Below are 18,981 nucleotides of genomic sequence, written 5' to 3' on the forward strand. Positions count from 1 at the left end.
GGAGCGCTTACGGCCGTTCGCCCACCCCTTTCGCTCATGCCAGACAACCGCGTCGTCCAGGGCCGGATGGTCACCCCGAAGAAACTCGCCGAGCTCGTCGAAGGTGATTCCGTCATGGAGGCCGAACCCATCGCCGACGCCGACCGCGAGTGCCCCGACTGTGGCGGTGCCGTCCTCGAGGTCGTCTACATGCCGAGTGTCACCGAACTCGTCACCGGCTACAAGTGCCAGGACTGCGACTGGGCCGACGACGACCGCGACTGACGCACCGAATCGAAACCCCTTTAGTGAGAACCGCCAAACGAAGCACCTGCGGGGACGTGGCCAAGCCAGGCATGGCGACTGACTCCAGAGGCCACGCGCCCGGGACGAGACTCCAGACTGATATACCGAGCGACCGACTGATCATCGGCTCGCGACGACGACCCTCTGGAGTTCCGAGGCGCACACCGGAGATATCAGTCGATCGGGGGTTCAAATCCCTCCGTCCCCACTGTAATAAACCCGGAAACGGCCGTTTCAGGCCTTCTTCTCGGGTTTCGGACGTTACTATCGAACAGCGCTGAGTCCGCGCGCCAGCGGTGGTTGGCGTGAGCACTCTCGATGACTTCGCGACGGCTAGCGAGGACACCGTCGACGACGAAAACGAGGAGTGCGACTGCGATGCACTCCCCGACGGCGTGCCGTGCTTCGAGTGCTTCCTCGCGGGAGAGGCGACGTTCGATCGAGGTGGTGCCTGATGCCCCGCCAGCTCGACTTCGAAGCCGAACGCGACCGCGGCGGCGACTCCTGGGAGCGAGCCGACCCACGCGCCGCGCTCATAGAGCAGTTCGGCCGCTACGGGTATCGCGTGACCCTTCCCGGCGGCTCGGTCCATCACCTCGCCCTCGGCCACGACAGCGGCGCCTACGAAGGCCGGTGTGACTGCCGGGGCTTCGAGTACCAGGACGGTCCCTGCGCTCACCTCTGCACCGTCCGCAAGGCCGTCGATCTCGCGCTAACCGACGACCAGGACCAGCCCGTCAGTATTCAGCCCATGACCGACGAGACGATCCGCGTCGACCCCGACGCGCAAGTCGACCGGGTGCGGACCGACGGAGGTGTTCGACGGTGACTACGCGGCGCTACCGACGACGGTCGGTCACGCACGCGGAAAGTGCGGGCGCGAGGGCGACTCCCTCAGCCGACCCCCCGGGGGGTCGTATTATACCCTGCAAAATCCAGCCCCGTCTGCGTATTATCGGATTGGCTCGCGTAATACAGTGCGGGTTTCACTTGCAAGGGTGGTCGCGATGACTTGCATCGTCTGTGGCGGTGCCTCGACGACCGACCATCACACCAGCTACGAGCCCGAGCGAACGGTCCGGGTCTGTCGGCCGTGCCACTACCGTATCCACAACGAGCCCGGCTTTCGTGACGATCTCGAGCCCGACGAGAGCCGACCTGACAGCTACGAGACCGCCGAGAAGGCGACTATCTCCGCCCGCATCCCCGAGGGCCTGAACGCTCTCGTCGACGGCATCGCCGGCGACCGCGGTATCTCGAAGACCAACGCCGTCATCGAGGCGCTCGACGAGTGGGGGACCGACCAGTCCGACGGTTCGCCCGGCAACGGCGACTACCCGGACGACCCGCAGCTCGCCGACGCCTACCGCCTCCTGCTCGACAACCGGCAACCTGACTCGGGAACCATCAAGCCGGACGCGGCCGAGACCGTCGTCGCTGAACAGTCGAAAGTCCCGAAGCCACAGGTTCGCGCGGTTATCCTGGACCCACTCGAAGACGACGACTACCTCAGCTACCGCTGGGGAACCATCACCGTCCACGACCCCAGCGACCGCAACAGCAATCTGAGGAGCCGCGAGTCGAGCATCCGGACGCTCACCCGTAGTTCCGGCACTGGCAGGTGTCTAGGCCACCACCCGAACTCGGAGGGAACGCGCTGCCTGAAGTGCGACGCGGACCTGGATCCCGACGAGTATGGCGAGAACCGCTGTGATTGCGGCGTCACGCTCGACAAAGGTGAGGAACGCTGTCCCGGGTGCCGCTTCGTCGACGGCGAGGTGACCGCCTGATGGCCGCAAGTATCGACGGATGGCCCACTGCCGACCCTTCGGAAGCACGTGCTCGGTGTCTCGGCTGTAAGAAGATACTCGAAGGGCTCGAAGAAATCGTGACCCACGGGTGCCCCGACGGGGAGACCTACCTCCCGCCAGAGTAACCCGCTACTCGTCAGCTGCTTCTTCTCGCTCGTCGTCGACGGCCTGTTCGGACTCGACCGGGATCTTCGAGAACACGAGCCTGCCGAACCCTCGAAGTCGCGTCATCGCGTAGTCGAAGTCCACGAGCAGGCCCGCTATGAACGCAACCAGAACCACCGGGTTGAGCTCTGGAATCATGCCGGAATCTCCCCGATTCGATTCATCGCGAGGTACGTGTTACCTGGACCGGCCTTTATCGTCGAATCGGAGGGCCCGGGGTTCGTCAGCTCCAGATAGAACGCCGTCTCTGTGGGGACCTCGAAGAGCCCGGTAATCGAACGATGGACCGTGTTGCCTGACCCACTTATCTGGGTGTTGCACTCGATCTTTCGGCTCTCCTGTGAGCAGTTGAGATGAACCGTGTATTCCGCATCGTTGTCGGCCGTGAACGCGATCTGGCCGGTGACCCGATACAGCCCGGTCGTTTCCACACCGATTTCGTAGTTGCGGTAGAGGTAGCTCAATCCGACGTGAGCCTCCGCGGAATTGTGCCTGAAATCGGCATCCTCCCAGATAACCGCCTGTCTACGGTCTGCGAAAGCCGTCTTATCCTGCGTCGCGACGACTTCCACACACGGCTGGTTCGGGAGCGAGTTCATCGAGCGAACCATCAGGCCCACCCCTCGATGCGAACCGTCGCGGTCGTCGTCGACTGCGAGCGAACCCACAGCTTCGACGTGCTCGCCGGAATCCCCGCAACCGGCGAGTTCGCCGTCGAGTACGGCACGCCAGACGCCGCCCCCGACGGGTCCGCGAACGCGACCTCCACGTCCGCACCAGAGATCCGCAGGTCAATCTCGCTCGTGACGAACCCGAACTCCACCGGCTCCGACCACTCCTCGTCGGCCGTTACCTCCGTCGTCGCGTAGGTCGCCGTCTGGTCGCTGTACTCGTCGCTGGCCGTCTCCGTCGCTTCGATCAGGTCCTGCCCGCGCTGTTCGAGCAACAGCGCCAGCAGCAGCCTGTCGGTGTCACTCTGGACGATGTCGGCCGCCCACGAGTTCGCACCGAGCCCGTACAGCGACAGCATCTGCTCAATCTGCGAGTTCGGTCCTACGCTCACGAGTCACCACCCCGGTTCTCCAGCCGCTTCACCTTTCGAATCACACCCTCGTAGTGAGGGGCGTTCTCGCCGGTCAGCAGTTTGTGGTTCTTCCGAGAGCGCTGCTCGTTGGCCTCGACCGTCGCCTTCACCGACCGCAGGTAGCCCGCGGCCGCCACGGCAGCAGACGCCGTGACCATCGCGCACGCCGTCACGACGTACGTGAACACGAGCCCGTTCACAGGCCCGTCGCCCCCGTCTGAAGACCGCCCTCGACCTGTTCACCGACCAGTGCGGCCCGCGTGCCGGCCTCGAACCCCTCGCCAGCCGCTTCCTCCTCGTTGAGCTGGCGCAGGTCCTCGATCTGGTCGGGCGTGAAGATCTCCGACAGCGACGACCGGTCCGCCACCGCCGGCGCAGGGTCGTCGCCGAGTAACACCCACGCGAGAACGCCGGCGACGGCCAGCAGCGCGATGGTCCGGGTCACGATGCCACCTCCGCACCGGCCTGCATCGCCGGGCCGAGCGCCCAGAGCGCGACGAACGCGGCCGCACCCCAGAACAGCAGCGCGAACTGCTGGTTCTCCCCGAACGGGTCGACCGCCGCAGCGGGGTCCTGGAGGAACTCGCCAGTGCCGGGACCGGGCAGGTCGATGGTGTCACCGCCGTCAGCGTCGGGGTTGAAATTCGAGTCGTCGAACCCGGCGTTCACGCCGGTTTCGAGCGGCCCCTCCGGGTTGTACTGTTCGCCCGGCGAGAGCAACCCTTCCCCGATGTTGTCGGCGATCTCGTCGTTGTCGCCCTGTGGATCGAGGACGAGAGGGGCGAGTGGGGTGGCGATGAGGATGTTTTCGGTCGAGGTTGCGCTCCCGCCAGGGACGAGCTGCTGTCCTTCTCGGCCAGTTACTGGGTCCTGTATCTGGTCGGGAATGACGCCGGAGTCCGGGACTGCGCCGGCTACGTCGTCAGCGAGCCCGCCGAACCAGTCACCCACCGTCACCACCTCCGGCAGCGACGGCCACACCGACCATCGCGAGCGCCGCGATGAGCAGGTTGTCCACCGGGAGCGCGTCGAGCAGCTCGCCCGCCGACCCACCGGAGCCACTGGAGCCGCCACTCGTAACGGCCGCGCCTGTGCCGATGTCCTCCGTCTCGTTCGGGTTGCCGTAGGCCCGGCCGTCGGTCGCGTTCTCGACGGCCTGCTCGGTGGATTCGGCCTCTTCGACGGTCTGGTCCGACGTGACGGTCGCGACCTTCGTCGTGTCCTCGGTGGTGACGCCTTCCGTGGAGTTCGAGCCGCCCGAACCCATGCCGCTCAGCGTCTCCTGGGCACGGCCGTCCTCGTCGAGTCCGATGGTCAGGTCCGCCGAGCCGACTTCACGACCCAGCCGGCGGTTACTCGAACCCCCGGACGTGGACGACCCACCGGAGTCCGAGTCGGTCGAGCCGCTGGAGTCCCCGGACTGGAGGCTGTCGGCCTTCTCGTACCGCGTGTTCGCGGCCAGCGACACGGGTTCATCCTTCTCGTCGTCCTGCTTGTCGCGAAGCCGCGTGCCGCCGCCCTTGCCGGCCTCCGGTGCGACAATCACGGTCAGGACACCTCCATGTAGAGCGCGGTGAGCGTGCCCAGCGCGTTCACGACCACCGCGACCGCGAGCAGCTCCTCCATCGTCAGCGAGAAGCTCCCCACGCGGATGGCCTCGCGGTCGGACACCGACGAACCCTGCGTGCTCGTCGTGGTAGTGGGCTGGGTACCGGTCGCGGCGGCGTAGGCGGACCCGCTCATGCCGGCCGAGCCGGCGTTGAGACCGCCCTGCATGACTTAGCTCAGCCCCGCGATGTCGGCCTTCACCGCGTCCTTCAGGCCCCGAATCCGCTGCTCGGTACGCGCCACCGGCACCGACAGCAGGCCGTTCGGCGCGACCAGCCCGAGCGACTCGTCGCCGAACGCCGCTGGGTACGGCGCGTCGACGACGACCTCAATCTTCCACTTCCGCGGCACCGTGTCGTGGAACTTCGACCGGTTCAGGTCGAACGACAGCGGGTCCTGCGACTGGTCGCGCGTGTGAGCGATGGCGGTCGGAATCTCGAACAGCGGCTGTTCGATGGTCGCCCCGCCACCCGGTGCGACCTTCCGAAACTCGACCGACGCCGGGTCACGCGGGATGTACGTCACGACGAGCTGCTCCGTACTCCCACCGTCGGTGTAGTCGAACGAGTCGTTGGCGTAGTCCACCGAATCCGGGTAGACACGGGTGTAGCCACCGCTTCCGTCCGCCTTGTTGACGACGATGCCCTCCGTCGCCGGCGTGTCAAGCAGGTCGAACGAGAGGTTGAACGTCTCCTGACTGCCCGCGCCACTCGTCGAGAACTGCTCGAACGTCGGTACCGCGAGATCGAGCTCGCGATCCTCACGGAGCCGGACCGGCCGCGGGGCCTGGTACGTCGCGACGGTCGAGGGTTCGCCGGCGGTCCCGCCGGTGAACGTCCACCCGCCGTCGCCGGCGATGTTGCCGGGCTTCCACGCCGCGTTTTCGAGCTGCTTCTGCACGCCCGACATGGTCACTCGATGTCGACCTCGTCGACGGCGTCGTTGTCGACGTAGATCTCGCTGTTGGCGTGGTCGATCTGGGTCGAGGAGTTCAGCATGACGTAGGCAGCGTCGATGTCCCGGACCTCCAGCCGCTTGTTCTTGAGTTCGTGCTTCACGCTGTCGACGTTCTCGCGGTTCTGCTGTTCCTTGATGCTCTTCTTGATGTACGAGGAGATGTTGCTCAGCGGAGTCGATACGACCTGGATGTTGTCGTGGGTCGGGCTCTCGTAGCCGATAGCGACCACGGTGTCCAGCGGGAGCGGGTTGTCGTTGCTGTCCCGAAGGTCCGCGTAGATGGGGAAACCCTGGCGCTTCTGACCCACGTCGACGGCGTTGTGGATGACGAGCCCGACACCGTCGTCGGGCTGGATTTCCAGCACGGGCGTCATCTGGCCGGTGACGTTCGTGTCCGTGGTGACGTAGTTGGACGTCGAGCCGGCCGCAGCGAACAGCGACTCAGACATCTCAGGCACCCCCGAGGTTCGTCACGGTGTTCTTCAGGCCGAAGCGCTGGCTGAGAGCATCGAGCGTGTAGACGCCCGAGCCCACCGAAACCATGCGACGGTCGAACTTCTCGCCGGCGTAGATCCCGAGCAGGCCGTAGGCCTCGTTGGGAACGTCGTAGGAGGTTGCCCCCTCGGCGACGTTGGCGAGAGCCATCGGGCCGACGTAGCCAGCCGCGACTTCGGCGGCGTCCATCCAGGTGTCGTCGTCTGCGAGCGCGTCGAACGCGCCTCCAAAATTCATTGCCATTGCTGCAATCAATATTCTCTGAGTAGAAGCGATAAAATGCCGCGTGCGTTTGCCTGACTTTGCTAGAAACGCATATTATTTTGACTGATTCAGTCTACGGAATCAAATCCTTCCTTCGGCAATGTCGTCGCCATAGGATTCATACCACCTCTGTTTAATAGAGGAAACATGCATTCAGAAGAGTTTGATTATGAGGGCTACCTTGTATATACTCCAGCGAGGGCTGTACACGGGGATTCTGATAAATTCAGTCAAGAAAATGGGCCAGAAGGGTGGAATTTAGGAGACTTACCTGATTTCAAACCTGGGACGCCTAAACAACCCCAAACCGGGTTTGAGAAGATTAATTTCTACGATATATTAGACAACTATGACATAGACCCGGGAGTGGCAATTCAGTTCCGCGAGATGGAATATCTAAGATACAAATCTGAATCATTTTCTCAGGAAAGCGCCTATGTGGAGGGCGATCTTCGGGAGGTGTATGTTCGTAATATTGATTCAGTAGATATTTTTTGGTTCTCAACGGGATTGCTTCTGTTCCGAGGGACAAAAAAGGCCGTAAGGAAAGCAATTGAGGACCTCCAGCGGATTAAAAAACAGGAATTACTCATTGAAGATCTACCTCTCTCACATGGCGCAGTTAATCAAATTTATGATAAGAGAGAGATTCTAAGCTGGAATTCTGAGATTGACTATACGCACCTCCATTCCGTTGAATTTGAAGGAAGAGATGAGATATCCAAAATGAAAATTTCGAGCTTGAAAGATCGTGGGATCAATACAGCCAAGGTTACTGAAAATGCTTATCCCCTGTCATTAGAAATTTCGGTGAAGATCCATGGCGAAGAAGAGATCTTTGTAGATATTGATCGGTCCAGAGTCCACGTTCGCACTTCAGATGGCGGCCTGGCTGAATTACCTCCTGCTCTTAGAATTGCATATTCCGTAACGATCGCCAAAGAAGTCGGGCAACTCGCACTCAAGGAATCGTTCCGAAACGTCTCCGGGTAACCATGTCTGGAAAAGTGATTGACCGGGCGGTTGTCTTTGCTCAAAATCCTAGGTGGGGAAAGATCTCATTGGTTCTTGCTATTATTTCTACTGCGCTTGGCTTGTTGTTTCCTTCAAAGTCGTATTCGCAGTATGCTTTTCTTCTAATTGGTGTTGCATTCTTAGCCGTCTATTTCACTGTTCCACGGTATTTCAGCGGAATAAAGATCACCTGTCTACAGACCAGTCCTAAGAATAGTGTTGAGAATCAACATCAGAATATTTTCAAGATACGAAGAGGTTTCGGTAAAATCGACATTTATGTTGATATTCCGAATTGGGCTAGCAAGTTTGAGATTAAGATGAAAAGTGACTCTTCCATTGAGGTGACGCCTTTTGAGAACAAGCCAGGTTCAGTTAGAGTTGATGGTAATCTTCTTAAATCAGATCAAGATATCGATGGATTCCCAATGACACTGAAACTGACTGGAGATCCAGATGATTTAGCAGAAGGACGCTATGGGTTAAAATTTGTAGATAATCGTGCGGGGAGACAAATCCAAAGAATAGTTCTAGATTCTAGCTCCGACCCGCCACAAGACATGGATGAAGAGGAACTTAACGAGGAAGAAATCGATGCATGGGTGTGAATACACCCGTTGGTATAGATATAACGATTATGGCAGTTTACTTCGCTGATCAGACCATTTTCCCATCAAATATCCCATGACTTCGGGCCGTGTTGGTTCATACCCCAGTTTTTGCTTGAGATCATTTTGTATCTCCTCAAATCTCTCTGCTTTTCCGTTCCTCAGTGTAATATCTAATCTCATACCTCGAATGGGTGCTTGATGCGCTTTCGATCACTGCCGTAGTGCGTGCTATCCATCTCGAAATCCCGGGAATCCAGCCGCTCGGTCCTCTCGTCGTCGGTGTAAATCCACTCTGACCCGACCGTGTACCCTCCATCGTCGGTGAACCGGCGTAGCGCACGCGGTTCGCCGTCGACGCGTAGTTCGTCGGGCAGGTACGAGAGCTGGTCCATATCCTTCAGATGTACCTCCGGTGGGTACTCGATTGTGTCGAGCTGGTGGATGTCGTTGGTCGTCTTGAACCCACCGAGCATCGACGCCGTACACTGCGAGAGCACGTCCTTGTCAATCTTGGCGAACCGCTGGAACAGCCAGACGACGCCGAAGCCGTCGCCGTGATATGTCGTCGCCAGCGTGTCTATCTCGTCCGGGTAGCTCCCGCCCTGGGGTGCGAAGCGATGCGCCTCGTCGAGTACGAGGAATACCGAGATGTCCATCGATTCGAGTCCGCGAATCAGGTTCGCGAGCAGCTCCTGCCACTGCTCGTCGGTGAGCCCGGCACGGACGATCTGGAGTCCCGACTCACCCGAGAGGATGCCCCGCCACTGCTCCGGTGTGACGTTCTCGGTGCCGCTGGGGGCGGTCATCCGCTTGAGGTAGCCCGACTCGACGAGTCCGCTGTACTCGTCCTTGTAGTCAAGCACGACCGTCACGTCGTAGTCATCGGCGTTCTCCTCGATGTAGGAGTGACTGACGTAGGTCTTCCCCCAGTTCGTCTGAGCCGCAAACGCGAGGTTCATCGCGGTCTGACTCCCCGGACGCGGGTGTCGCGCCCAGCCACGTCCTCGACCAGCCGGGTGTTCTTGAGCTGCCTGTCGTGGCCATCATAGCCGCCCATGGGCCACTCCTCGTCGAGACAGGACTCCTCGATGTGCTGCTCGTACCGGGGCGGCAGATTCCACGACACTTGCCCTGTCGGCAGCACGGCCCAGACGACGGGGCAGCCCCGGTCGTCGTAGAAGTACCCGGCGTCACAGCCGATGCGCTTGCGGTTGACCGCAAGCGTCAGCGCGAGCAGGTTCCGGTCCTCGTAGCCCGGCTTGGACGCCGCGTTGTCCGCGGCCTCGGCGAGCCCCTTCGTGGCCGCCTCGACCACATCGGCCAGCTCACTCATCCTCATCGCCCTCCAGTTCCTCGGTCACAGTCTGGATGCCCTGGTTCGCGACCGAGAGTCCCGACGCGACTGCCTGCTTCAACTGCTCGGCCTCCCGCGAGCGTTCGTCTTCGCCGCCGTCGGGCCAGTCGACGACGAGCGTGCGGAACTCGTCGAGCGTGCAGTCGTACCGACTCCGGACGTAGGAGGCAGCGAGCGTGTCCGTCTCGCCCTCGGTGCCGTTCTCGCGGAGTAGCTCGGCCCATCGCTCCTTCTGCTCGTGCCAGTCCACGTCGACCTTCTCGGCGGCTTCTTCGGCATTATCGAGCCCGGAGCAGTTGACGACCCACCACTCGGGGAACCGGCCGTCGAGCTTCGCCTCCACGATCTGGCGGAGTTGTGCCTGCCGGTCCTCCGGGTCCGGAACCACCTGCACGCGCTGCTCGTCGGCAAGGTCGGCCGCGCTCTGGAGGTCGACAACGGAGGAGATGAGTTCGTGTTCGGCGTGGGCGACGATCTGGAGCATCGACTGGCCCATCGTCGAGTCGAGCATCTTTCGAGCCATCTTGCGCTTCGCACCGCTTGGCATCATGCCCATCATTCACCGACGCCCTCCATCACCGCGTTCGAGAGTTCGGCGTCCTCGACCATCACGGAGCCGCAGAAGACCAGCGTGAACACGAGGATGCCCTGTCCGGGCGAGAGTTCGCTCGACTGGCCGTGCTCGGCGAGCCAGTCGTCGACGAACTCGTCCAGGTCGAGCTGGCGCGCCATGTCCGCGTACTCGTCCATCGCGTCCTGTCGGTCGTCCACCTCGCTCCCGGCGCGGTCCTTCGCTGCCACCGTCGCCATCCCGAGCGCGTTGCAGTACACGTCCCCGAGAGTGGTTCGGTTCGTGGCCGTCGCCGTCGAGGGCACCGAGTCGCCACCCCCGTCGGCTTCCTCGGTGTCGTCAGCCTCGGACTCCTCGGCATCGGCTTCGGCCACCTGTTCGGCCACGTCGTCGGGAATCTCGACCATGTCGTCGTCGGAGAGGTCAGGTTCGTCCGGCGTCTCCGGCGACTCCGGTTTCGGCGGTTCGGCGGGGGTCTCGGCGTCGGTTTCACTCACTGAGACCACCCCCTGATTCGCGGCTCATGCCGTCGCCTGCGTCGTCGGTCTCCTCGGTCGAGTCGTCGGTGCCGCCGGTGTCGCTCATCTCCGTGTCGTCGCTCCCGCGACGGGAGAGGTACACCACGACGACCCCCACCACGACGACCCCCACGAGGAGGGTCGTTGTAGAGACTGGAACGGGTATACCCGGCGACCCACCCGTCGACCCGCCGGTTGAACCTCCCTTCGAGGGGGTCGAAGCCGGGTCGCTATCCGGGTTGCCGCTCTCGTCGCCGTCTATGCTTTTACCCCCCTTCCACTGCCGGTCTACCTCCTCATCAGAAACCATTTCTTCAGTCGAACCCGCGCTACCCGCGGTTGAACCGTCGCCTTCACCCCCTTCAGAGGGGGTCGAATCCGGGTCGTTTTCCGGGTCGCTGCTCGACCCGGTTTCTGTACTCTCGTCGGCGCTTTCTGGACCCCCTTCAGCCGGGTCGTCAGCCGGGTCGCTGGCCGGGTCGCTCTCGCTACCCGACCCCGACCCACCCCCTGAACCCCCCTCCTCGGCGGGTTCAGCATCGGGTTGCTCGTCGGGTTCCGCGGGTCGGTCCAATTGGTCTCGAACCACCGCTTCCAGCTCGCGCCAGTCGTGCTCACCGTCCTTCTTGGAACTGATATGCGAGCGAAGCCCATGCAGTGGATCGTCCGATTCGGTTTCGTAGTCACACCCCTCGACGGGGCAGGTTCTGTCTGTCATTGATTCCAGTCGATGTCCGCCGGCGTCAGCTTCCGGTCGCCCAGCTCCTCGAAGGACACGAGGTCGCGGTCGTACTGCTGGTGAACCTCGTTGATGCCCGCCGCGGCCTCCTTCGCCTCGGCGATGGCGACCTGATACTGCTGCCACAGCTTGTTCTTCAGTCCGTACGCCTCGCCCGGCATCTCCTCGGCATCGAGCAGCGCCGCAACGTCCTCGTCATCGAACCCACAGCCCTCGGTGAGATACTCGCAGGCGTCGGAATCACCGTCCTCGCAGTAGTCCTGTGCCCGCTCGCACTCCTCGTCGAGCGCCTGCTCGGTGCTGGCCAGCCGTTCGTCGGCGGTCGGCCCGCTGTCCATTCGAGAGCCGCGTTCGTCCCGGCTGGCGCGTTCCATCACGCCCTGGTGTTCGTCGACGGACAGCGTTGGGTCGTAGTAGGCGGTCCAGTCGTCGACGCCCTCGTTGGTCGCGATGCCCTTGACCGCCCTCGCGTGGGGGATCGAGGCGCGTGCTTTGGAAAAGTCGATGCGGTCGCGCTCGCTCTCGGAGAGTTCGAGCTGGCCCGTGCCACGGTGGTCCTCGCGGGATACCGCGGCCGCGACGGCCGCCTGGTCGAGCACCTGCTCGGGCGCGTCCGAAACCAGCGTGACCGTGCGCTTGCGACGGTCGTCGTCCGAACAGAGGTGGTCGGCGTGGTCGTCGCGGAACTGGTTCGCCGCGATTCGGTCGCCGAACTCGAACTCAGGCACGGCAGATCTCGGTGATCGGCTCGTGGTCGCGGGCGAGATGCAGCTCCAGTCCGATGCGTGAGCATCGGGCCTCATCGCAGTCCTTCCGCGGGCAATCGTGCCAGTTCATCGCGGGAAAGTCACGATCTCGCGATAGTCGTCGGGGCATCCTCAGCGATTCTACCCTGACTGGTTCCGGGGTTCGATTCATCTGGTTCAGGTTGGTGGTCGTCGTCGACCATGTCCGAGCGGGGGTGACTGAGACTAGTAAAGGGGTGAGCGAGTTCCCAGTCATCTCCCCAGTCGACTCCCCATTTTTACTAGCTGGGTACGTAGTGGGGGGTATGTCGGGAGCGATGAAGGCACAACGTAGGGCCGCGCAAGCGGTGGTTGACGACGATGAATCGGTGACTCCCTTCGGGACCTGTTCCGCGCAGAATCGGAGTGGTTCGATTTACGCGGTCATACCATCCGAGATCCGGGATGCGCATGGGTTGGAGCAGGGATCATCACTGTCCGTGGGGTACCACGCAGAGACAGACACTATTCTCTTCTCTCCAACCGATGGATAGGCAACAACCGTAGTAAATATTGGAATCGAATAGACGACGAGTGTGGACTTTTCCCGGGTCAGTCTTCAGCACGAAGCTGGGTCACGACAGTAAGAAGGACGGAAAGTGAAGTCACTGTGAACATTCCCGCATCAGCATTTACACGCCAATAGATTATAACCGATATCAGAATGATTCCACCGAAGAGATAGATCCAGTTGGGCTGCCCGCTCAATACTCCCTTGGTAGACTCATACAGAATTGAAGAGTAACCAGGTGCAGCATCCGAGGTCGTTGTATCAATCTCTATATCAGACACATTTGAATAGGCCTCTGAGTTTTCAATTTCCTCCATTTCGGCCGCTAGCGAGACCACTACGTCCTCAAATGTAGAGTCGAAAAATTGGTCGATTTTTTCCTCTGACTCGAGTTCATCAAGCAAGTCACAATAATCTGCAATGGTTCGTTTATGTACTGGATGAAAATTCATATACGCACTGTTGCCCAGCTTCGAATTTAGATCAAGTAGATGCTCATACGTGGATTCGAAATCTCCTGAATAATAACTATCTATAGAAAGTGCAAGTTGCTGATACACGCTGTTGTGGTGTTCAATGTCTATACCTTCGATTCTTTTTCTCAGAGAGTATAATACATAAGAACATGAAATAAATATAGTAGTCCATATCAGAGGCTCCGGAATTCTCACAGAGTATACAACATAGCCGGTTCCCTGATAGTCCAAGTACGTGGCAACCGTAACCATTCCGGAGATAATGAAAAAGATGCCAGTGTACGTCAGTAGATTATTACTTCTCTTATAATCCTTAAACTTGTCAGTGGGTACGCGGTAGTTCGCTACAAATTCATTCTTGGTTTTTTCAGCCATTAGACCAGTTTCTGGTAGCATGCCTAATAGTGATATAGGTTCAACTATCTACCAAGATCAGATCTCGAGCTCGACAAACAAGGCAAACCATTCAGACGTCTTCCGTGAACGCTGAGTCATATTCACATAAAGGGTAACATCACAACCGCCCGAGGGAACTATTGCACCCGGACGATTCTGACCAGATATGTCGAATCAAAAAGCTGCCCTCCAACAGCTGGCACGTGATTTTGCTGCCGTGATTCCGGGCGTAGACCAGGAAGCAGAACACGACCGATGGGACCCCGGAATCGGTCCTTTCGAGGAAGAGAAGCAGCTGGAGATGATCCTCGATGAACTAGCCGAAGGACCACGTCCGGGCCACATCGAAACCGAGGAGCAGTATCCCGACAGTCGGAAGCGGTGTGACTTGGTCATCACGGGAGACGGGTTCCGAATGCCAATCGAGGCGAAGCTCCTGCGGTTCAGACGCGACAACGGGAACATCGACCCGAATATGTACAAGAGCGTCTTCAGCCCATTTCCCGAACGGAGCTCGTCGTCACTCCTGACGGATAGCCGGAAGCTCTACGAGTCGGGCTTCGGCCTTCCTGCCGGTCTCCTCGGTCTCTACTACGAGAAGGATAGGGAAGAGTACGACCAGCTCACGGCCGACCGGATTGCCGAGAAGTTCCAACAAGATGTCTCCTTCTGGTACGATATCGGAATTGAGACGGTCACGATAGAGAGGTTCGAGGGGCTCCGTCACCAGCACTTCGGACACGGAGCCGTAATTGGGTGGATACTCCGAGACGAGTAACGGGAGGAGTACAGCTGGTTTGATTTCATGCTTGTGTGGAAGCGTGCAACGCCAGCCACCCGGCTAAACTGATTCGCTCGAAATCCGGCGTCTCACGAGATACCCCAGTCAGCGGGGGAACACTCTAGGTGCATGAACTTCTAGAGGAGCGTGCAATGCGGAGTGAGAGAAACAAGGATGGGTCGTTCACCGTGTGGATGACCCGTGACGAGTATCACGAGTTGCCCCGCGCCGCAGACACCTTCCAGCGAGAGATCGCCATCCGCCTGATGGGCGACTGCGGGCTCCGCGTCGCCGAGGTCCTCGACGTCGAGCCGAGACACATCTCACGGAAGTCCGACGGCACCCACTACGATCTCGAAGTCGTCTCGGGCAAAGACACGACGGGCGAATACGAGGGCGGGAAGCACCGCGAGACGTGGCTCCCGCGCGAGCTGGAGGCACTCATCAATCGGTACTGCCAGCAGCACGACGTCGACGACGACCAGGTGCTCATCGACCGTGGCAAGCGCACGGTGCAGTACTGGGTCGAGCAGGCCGCCGAGGGCGCGGTTGAGGAGACAGGCGACGAGGACTACCGGCGTGTGTCGACGCACGATCTGCGGCGCTGCTGGGCGAACCACCTGCTCGTCGAGGAGAACGTGAGCCCGCGCATCGTGATGGCGCTCGGTGGGTGGAACAGCTACGACGCGATTGAGCCCTATCTAGCTGCTCCGACTGAAGAGAATATCATCGAGACTATGTCTGGGATTAGGCTGTAGCTCGGAATGTATACGAGCTTCTGATGTTGCTAGAGTTTATATCGTATTGGCAGGTTACTGGTGGACATGCGAGCAGGAGTAATTGGACTACCCGATTTCGAGTTTGAACCCGTTGAATCGTTCTCTGATACAAAGAAGATCAGTGAAGACACTACACTCACAGCTTGCTTGGAGGTGCGCAGGACTGACACGACTAGCGGTGTTACCTTCCAAACTGGGCGAGCTGCCCTCCAAGAACTCGGATCAGAAGAACAAGTGAGAATTGACCAAAGCGATAACAGCATCAGTGTTTCTGAGAATGCGAATACTGTAAAAACGAAATATACGGAGTTTGTACTCGTGCCTAACGAGTTCGTCGCTGTATCGAATGGTGGAGGAACATTCGCGTTCGAGATGATTGCCGGTCAGACCGATGCAGCACGTATCTCACGGGCAAAAATCAATCTGGACGACTTGGTAAGGTCTTACGAGGACGATAAGCGTCCTGAGTCAGCTAAAACTTGGCAGGTGGGGTTCTATGGAAATTCGGGAGAGGCCGAGAAAGGCACTGTCTATGGGGATGGAATCTTTTCTGATCGTGAACTTGGTGACGTGGTTGCAAAACTACCTAAAAATCAGATCGGCTTAATCATCAAGAGCGACGGGGAGGAAGACATCAACATGACCGCTACAGAGAGTGGATATGTCGAAGTATATCAACCAAGTAGTTACGATGCCGCAGAGTATGCTGATTTCATTCTAAATCATATTATCCAGCACGCAGAGCAACGATCATAGAACAATAATGGCCGGTGGATTTATCACGGATATGTTCAATGGTGGCTAGCATAACTTATGGCAACCAACGGGGATTTCGATTATCAAGGATATCTACTGTTCAATGGGATATTTGAAACCGAATTTTTAGACCAAGAGTTCGGGGGAGGTAGATCCGAAGCTCGGGCTCGACTTGGTGACCATCTTCCAGAGTATAGGTCAAGCGACGAGTCCTCCGAAGAGGGATATGTCCGCTTGTTATTGGAGGACGCGATTTCCGACGACGACAGCGTCGATTCCGATTTAGAGGAGGTTGCTCAAAGCCTAATCCCGTACCGATACAAGTACGAGACTAGGGAACCTAAAGACGCGTACTATCGGGGCGAAGAAGTAGAAGTTGAGGTACCATACGTTCAGGACTCGGACCTCTTCTGGTTATACCCCAACTACATGTTCCTTAGGGGATCAAAGGGAGACGTAAAAGAAACTAAGGAGACAACTCGAAGGATACTAGACGGACATATCCGTCTAAATTCTGTAGATTTTGGTGGTGATTTCCTTCTATGGCTATTCTACAAGGAGTATGAGGATCAGTCTCTCCCGACCGGTATTGAGTTGAATAACTTAACCGATACTGAATTAACAGGAGACAGGGACGCATTCGGAGGTGCAACAAAAGTCGACGACTCGACCGACCTAGAACGATGTGTTCCCATGCTTGCTGGAATCCTGAAAGACAAGACCATCTCAACTATGCAAGGGTACTTCAGACTATTTGATGAGTACAATCTGAAAGCCCAGATAGGTGAAGGCCGGGTGCATATCAAGGCATCACGTGGGGATATCAAAACCTCTGGCGACGTTCGGAGAATGGCAATTTCGATTGCTTTCCTTCACGAGCTGATTGACCTTCACCGCAGTTGGACTGAACTCCCCCCAACATCCAGGTACCCACCGCGACAGTTCTTCGAGGATCTACATGACACTGCGAATGAGCAGGGTGTTGAAATCCAGAGTATCTCAACTAACGTTCTGACCAAATACGCAAGCAAGCGGGGTGAAGACCCGGACAGCTGGACCTAAACAACAAGGGCTTTGAACTATGAGGTACAAGATTAGCTAGCTATCATACGTCTTCAGAGGAACCAATGAGCCAACTTCGCCGGGCAAGATCAGGGCAAGCGCTGACCGATAGTGTCTTTTCCACGATTTCCGGTGGGGATTCGAATATTGTGGATTTCAATTGGTCATCAGATACGGTAGAACCTCTTATTGATGATTACCCGTATTCTGGACAGAAAATATTTCGTGGGAGTTTCACCCACTTGCAAGAACATCCGTTTAGTGAAAACGACGTTCGGGAAACTGATTTTGAGTTTCTATACCGGGAGGAGTCTAGAATTTTCATTTTGGATACTAATGGACCAAGTGAGGCCATCTCTGATGCATTTTCAGCGATAAATTCTCGATTACCGAATGGACTCCGAATTCAGCCAGGTCTTTCTGGCTCCCGTAGTGCAATCTGGGGATTTATTCAAACAGCGGACGAGATCGGGGAGATTAAAGTTTGGAAGGATAATGATATCGTCCCAGTTGACCAGATAGAGTCGTCTAAAGAGGAACTAATGGGTGAGACAATTGTTTGGGATGCCGAGCTTTTTTTCGATAATCCTGAGGACAGTGGACAGAATCTGGTGATATACAACGAGGAGTCTCTCTCCTCAGCTACGGGTTCGATTGAAGAACTTGAGTATGTCATCCAACTTTTTGAGAAGACAATAATGAGGGGTGCATGAGTAGCTTGATAAAAAGTGCTGCAAACCGGATAGCTGGTATCAGTATCGAATATTTATTCGGATTGGCAAGTGTACTGGCGATCCTTTTTGAAGCAGCAGCCATTTTGACACCACTTCCAAAGTATTCCTTTGTCGCCGGGGTTGGGGTTGCTGCCGTCTTCGCCATCGCCTCTTACTCTCTAAAATCTCGTGTAGTAGCCAGTATCTCACTTCAAGACCCGCAGGACGCCAGTGTGGTTGCCAAGAATCACATTAATGTGACCGGTGAGATCTCCCGCCTGATTGGACATGCAGAAATGGCAGAGTGGACCAATGATTGTAGGATTAAATTCCGCTCCGAGGCGGGGTTCGACGTCAAAGTCGGGAATAACCCAGCTGGAACCGAGCGATCTGAAAATATGGATAGTATCTTTGTTCATGATGGCGTGAATGATTTTGATTTCACGCTATCAGTCATTCGAGCTACAGACGCTGCAAGCACATATGATATGAAGATTGTAGATACAATCAACAACCACCACATCACAGAGTATACTGTCGAAATTTACGCTACGTAATAGGTGAGAGGGCCCTATTCAATTCTTCAATATTAATTCGCAGACCGGAGTCAGCAGAATTTTCTCGATAATAGACTACAGCCACCTCTGGATCTTCTTTAGCAGGCGCGCTCTTCCCACTCATACCCGCAGATTCCGGCTGAATAGAGACCGGAACATCATCCGCAAACGCATGAACAAAGGCCTCTACCGGTTCATTATCAACTGCCTTCACGTCGGCTATGTATTTCTCATTAAGAAGCTCAATGATGAGTGAACGAATGTTTTGGCCACGATAAGTCTGATAGAGAACTAATTCCTCTAAGAACTCGTGAACTTGATTATGCTCAATATCAGCGATCGCGTCGCGAATATTTTGGAGCATTTGATACGCACGTTCCGTACCTTCTTCCAATCGTTCATCACCGTTGTACTGTTCTACGTAGAACCGCTCCCAATCTTGATAGTCCGCGTCTGAGTGTTTTTCCTCAAACTCGTCATATATGTCGTTTAGATTCCCAATTACATCGAAACTGTTCGCGCCAGACCAACGGATGGAGTCAGTCAGGACACTCGAAGAATATTTTGGGACTTCCATTGACTTCCCGGTCTGGAGTTCCTTTCGTTCTTCTGCCGAAATTTGAATTGTACTATCCATATTAGCCCTATATCAATTTGACAAGACAAAATTCTAGGGATTGCGTTACTGA

At 57.6% G+C, this 18,981-nt stretch carries 31 protein-coding genes and 1 tRNA gene; 13 read left to right on the forward strand and 19 right to left on the reverse strand.

Annotated elements, in window-relative coordinates; all coding sequences use genetic code 11:
- Positions 1-36 precede the first annotated feature (36 nt).
- The 5 genes from NOW55_RS04560 to NOW55_RS04580 all read left to right on the forward strand — a co-directional run bounded on the left by NOW55_RS04560 (position 37) and on the right by NOW55_RS04580 (position 2,075).
- Positions 37-264: a DUF5795 family protein gene (locus NOW55_RS04560; protein WP_256398893.1), complete on the forward strand. Its 228-nt coding sequence runs from the start codon at positions 37-39 to the stop codon at positions 262-264.
- Between the two features lie 50 nt (positions 265-314).
- A tRNA-Trp gene (locus NOW55_RS04565) sits at positions 315-493 on the forward strand.
- Between the two features lie 97 nt (positions 494-590).
- Positions 591-740 carry a hypothetical protein gene (locus tag NOW55_RS04570; RefSeq protein ID WP_256398894.1) on the forward strand — a complete coding sequence of 50 codons (150 nt, stop codon included), beginning with the start codon at positions 591-593 and terminating at the stop codon, positions 738-740.
- Positions 740-1,114: an SWIM zinc finger family protein gene (locus tag NOW55_RS04575; protein WP_256398895.1), complete on the forward strand. Its 375-nt coding sequence runs from the start codon at positions 740-742 to the stop codon at positions 1,112-1,114. Before NOW55_RS04570 ends, NOW55_RS04575 begins: the two co-directional genes overlap by 1 nt.
- Before the next feature lie 178 nt (positions 1,115-1,292).
- Positions 1,293-2,075 (forward strand): hypothetical protein, encoded by a 783-nt coding sequence (locus NOW55_RS04580; RefSeq protein WP_256398896.1) that lies wholly within the window; start codon positions 1,293-1,295, stop codon positions 2,073-2,075.
- Between the two features lie 150 nt (positions 2,076-2,225).
- Here NOW55_RS04580 and NOW55_RS04585 read toward each other — a convergent pair whose 3' ends face one another.
- From NOW55_RS04585 to NOW55_RS04635, 11 genes are read right to left on the reverse strand one after another with little or no spacing between them, the layout of a single operon-like run.
- Positions 2,226-2,399 (reverse strand): hypothetical protein, encoded by a 174-nt coding sequence (locus tag NOW55_RS04585; protein ID WP_256398897.1) that lies wholly within the window; start codon positions 2,397-2,399, stop codon positions 2,226-2,228.
- Complete coding sequence (locus NOW55_RS04590; protein WP_256398898.1) at positions 2,396-2,872, reverse strand: hypothetical protein; 477 nt, start codon at positions 2,870-2,872, stop codon at positions 2,396-2,398. The genes NOW55_RS04585 and NOW55_RS04590 overlap by 4 nt, the downstream gene beginning before the upstream one ends.
- A complete protein-coding gene (locus tag NOW55_RS04595) occupies positions 2,872-3,324 on the reverse strand; it encodes a hypothetical protein (protein WP_256398899.1) in 453 nt (150 codons plus the stop codon). Before NOW55_RS04595 ends, NOW55_RS04590 begins: the two co-directional genes overlap by 1 nt.
- Positions 3,321-3,545 (reverse strand): hypothetical protein, encoded by a 225-nt coding sequence (locus NOW55_RS04600; protein WP_256398900.1) that lies wholly within the window; start codon positions 3,543-3,545, stop codon positions 3,321-3,323. The genes NOW55_RS04595 and NOW55_RS04600 overlap by 4 nt, the downstream gene beginning before the upstream one ends.
- On the reverse strand, positions 3,542-3,790 hold the full coding sequence (locus NOW55_RS04605; protein ID WP_256398901.1) for a hypothetical protein: 249 nt from the start codon (positions 3,788-3,790) through the stop codon (positions 3,542-3,544). Before NOW55_RS04605 ends, NOW55_RS04600 begins: the two co-directional genes overlap by 4 nt.
- Positions 3,787-4,296 carry a hypothetical protein gene (locus NOW55_RS04610; RefSeq protein WP_256398902.1) on the reverse strand — a complete coding sequence of 170 codons (510 nt, stop codon included), beginning with the start codon at positions 4,294-4,296 and terminating at the stop codon, positions 3,787-3,789. The genes NOW55_RS04605 and NOW55_RS04610 overlap by 4 nt, the downstream gene beginning before the upstream one ends.
- Positions 4,289-4,891, reverse strand: coding sequence for a hypothetical protein (locus tag NOW55_RS04615; protein WP_256398903.1), 603 nt, complete (start codon positions 4,889-4,891; stop codon positions 4,289-4,291). Before NOW55_RS04615 ends, NOW55_RS04610 begins: the two co-directional genes overlap by 8 nt.
- Before the next feature lie 2 nt (positions 4,892-4,893).
- Positions 4,894-5,121, reverse strand: coding sequence for a hypothetical protein (locus NOW55_RS04620; protein ID WP_256398904.1), 228 nt, complete (start codon positions 5,119-5,121; stop codon positions 4,894-4,896).
- A 3-nt stretch (positions 5,122-5,124) separates the two neighbouring features.
- The gene (locus tag NOW55_RS04625) at positions 5,125-5,862 is read right to left on the reverse strand and encodes a hypothetical protein (protein WP_256398905.1); all 738 of its coding nucleotides are present in this window, start codon (positions 5,860-5,862) and stop codon (positions 5,125-5,127) included.
- 2 nt (positions 5,863-5,864) lie between these two features.
- On the reverse strand, positions 5,865-6,359 hold the full coding sequence (locus NOW55_RS04630; protein ID WP_256398907.1) for a hypothetical protein: 495 nt from the start codon (positions 6,357-6,359) through the stop codon (positions 5,865-5,867).
- Between the two features lies 1 nt (position 6,360).
- Positions 6,361-6,642 (reverse strand): hypothetical protein, encoded by a 282-nt coding sequence (locus tag NOW55_RS04635; RefSeq protein ID WP_256398908.1) that lies wholly within the window; start codon positions 6,640-6,642, stop codon positions 6,361-6,363.
- A 174-nt stretch (positions 6,643-6,816) separates the two neighbouring features.
- On the opposite strand from NOW55_RS04635, the gene NOW55_RS04640 reads away from it, so the two are divergent.
- Together NOW55_RS04640 and NOW55_RS04645 are read left to right on the forward strand one after the other, a co-directional pair.
- The gene (locus NOW55_RS04640; RefSeq protein WP_256398909.1) at positions 6,817-7,662 is read left to right on the forward strand and encodes a hypothetical protein; all 846 of its coding nucleotides are present in this window, start codon (positions 6,817-6,819) and stop codon (positions 7,660-7,662) included.
- 2 nt (positions 7,663-7,664) lie between these two features.
- Entirely contained in the window at positions 7,665-8,291 is a 627-nt protein-coding gene (locus NOW55_RS04645) for a hypothetical protein (RefSeq protein WP_256398910.1), read from the forward strand.
- Positions 8,292-8,470: 179 nt separating this feature from the next.
- On the opposite strand, the gene NOW55_RS04650 is transcribed toward NOW55_RS04645, so the two are convergent.
- The 7 genes from NOW55_RS04650 to NOW55_RS04680 form a co-directional block, all read right to left on the reverse strand.
- A complete protein-coding gene (locus tag NOW55_RS04650; protein WP_256398911.1) occupies positions 8,471-9,253 on the reverse strand; it encodes a P-loop NTPase family protein in 783 nt (260 codons plus the stop codon).
- A complete protein-coding gene (locus NOW55_RS04655; protein WP_256398912.1) occupies positions 9,250-9,627 on the reverse strand; it encodes a WDGH domain-containing protein in 378 nt (125 codons plus the stop codon). Before NOW55_RS04655 ends, NOW55_RS04650 begins: the two co-directional genes overlap by 4 nt.
- Complete coding sequence (locus tag NOW55_RS04660) at positions 9,620-10,198, reverse strand: hypothetical protein (RefSeq protein ID WP_256398913.1); 579 nt, start codon at positions 10,196-10,198, stop codon at positions 9,620-9,622. Before NOW55_RS04660 ends, NOW55_RS04655 begins: the two co-directional genes overlap by 8 nt.
- Positions 10,199-10,203: 5 nt before the next feature.
- Positions 10,204-10,716 (reverse strand): hypothetical protein, encoded by a 513-nt coding sequence (locus tag NOW55_RS04665; RefSeq protein WP_256398914.1) that lies wholly within the window; start codon positions 10,714-10,716, stop codon positions 10,204-10,206.
- Positions 10,709-11,455, reverse strand: a complete 747-nt coding sequence (locus NOW55_RS04670; protein ID WP_256398915.1) for a hypothetical protein — start codon at positions 11,453-11,455, stop codon at positions 10,709-10,711. The genes NOW55_RS04665 and NOW55_RS04670 overlap by 8 nt, the downstream gene beginning before the upstream one ends.
- Positions 11,452-12,204 carry a hypothetical protein gene (locus tag NOW55_RS04675; protein ID WP_256398916.1) on the reverse strand — a complete coding sequence of 251 codons (753 nt, stop codon included), beginning with the start codon at positions 12,202-12,204 and terminating at the stop codon, positions 11,452-11,454. The genes NOW55_RS04670 and NOW55_RS04675 overlap by 4 nt, the downstream gene beginning before the upstream one ends.
- Positions 12,205-12,813: 609 nt before the next feature.
- Complete coding sequence (locus NOW55_RS04680; protein ID WP_256398917.1) at positions 12,814-13,623, reverse strand: hypothetical protein; 810 nt, start codon at positions 13,621-13,623, stop codon at positions 12,814-12,816.
- Between the two features lie 187 nt (positions 13,624-13,810).
- Here NOW55_RS04680 and NOW55_RS04685 point away from each other — a divergent pair, with 187 nt between their 5' ends.
- From NOW55_RS04685 to NOW55_RS04710, 6 genes are all read left to right on the forward strand, one after another.
- The gene (locus NOW55_RS04685; RefSeq protein WP_256398918.1) at positions 13,811-14,422 is read left to right on the forward strand and encodes a transcriptional regulator; all 612 of its coding nucleotides are present in this window, start codon (positions 13,811-13,813) and stop codon (positions 14,420-14,422) included.
- Between the two features lie 155 nt (positions 14,423-14,577).
- On the forward strand, positions 14,578-15,183 hold the full coding sequence (locus tag NOW55_RS04690; protein ID WP_256398919.1) for a tyrosine-type recombinase/integrase: 606 nt from the start codon (positions 14,578-14,580) through the stop codon (positions 15,181-15,183).
- 66 nt (positions 15,184-15,249) lie between these two features.
- Positions 15,250-15,960 (forward strand): hypothetical protein, encoded by a 711-nt coding sequence (locus tag NOW55_RS04695; protein WP_256398920.1) that lies wholly within the window; start codon positions 15,250-15,252, stop codon positions 15,958-15,960.
- Between the two features lie 57 nt (positions 15,961-16,017).
- Positions 16,018-17,022: a hypothetical protein gene (locus NOW55_RS04700; RefSeq protein WP_256398921.1), complete on the forward strand. Its 1,005-nt coding sequence runs from the start codon at positions 16,018-16,020 to the stop codon at positions 17,020-17,022.
- Positions 17,023-17,087: 65 nt separating this feature from the next.
- Complete coding sequence (locus tag NOW55_RS04705) at positions 17,088-17,735, forward strand: hypothetical protein (RefSeq protein WP_256398922.1); 648 nt, start codon at positions 17,088-17,090, stop codon at positions 17,733-17,735.
- Positions 17,732-18,292 carry a hypothetical protein gene (locus NOW55_RS04710; protein WP_256398923.1) on the forward strand — a complete coding sequence of 187 codons (561 nt, stop codon included), beginning with the start codon at positions 17,732-17,734 and terminating at the stop codon, positions 18,290-18,292. Before NOW55_RS04705 ends, NOW55_RS04710 begins: the two co-directional genes overlap by 4 nt.
- On the opposite strand, the gene NOW55_RS04715 is transcribed toward NOW55_RS04710, so the two are convergent.
- Positions 18,285-18,929: an MjaI family restriction endonuclease gene (locus NOW55_RS04715; protein WP_256398924.1), complete on the reverse strand. Its 645-nt coding sequence runs from the start codon at positions 18,927-18,929 to the stop codon at positions 18,285-18,287. The genes NOW55_RS04710 and NOW55_RS04715 overlap by 8 nt on opposite strands.
- Between the last annotated feature and the right edge of the window lie 52 nt (positions 18,930-18,981).

Origin of the sequence: Haloarchaeobius litoreus (assembly GCF_024495425.1) — an archaeon.
GTDB lineage: Archaea > Halobacteriota > Halobacteria > Halobacteriales > Natrialbaceae > Haloarchaeobius > Haloarchaeobius litoreus.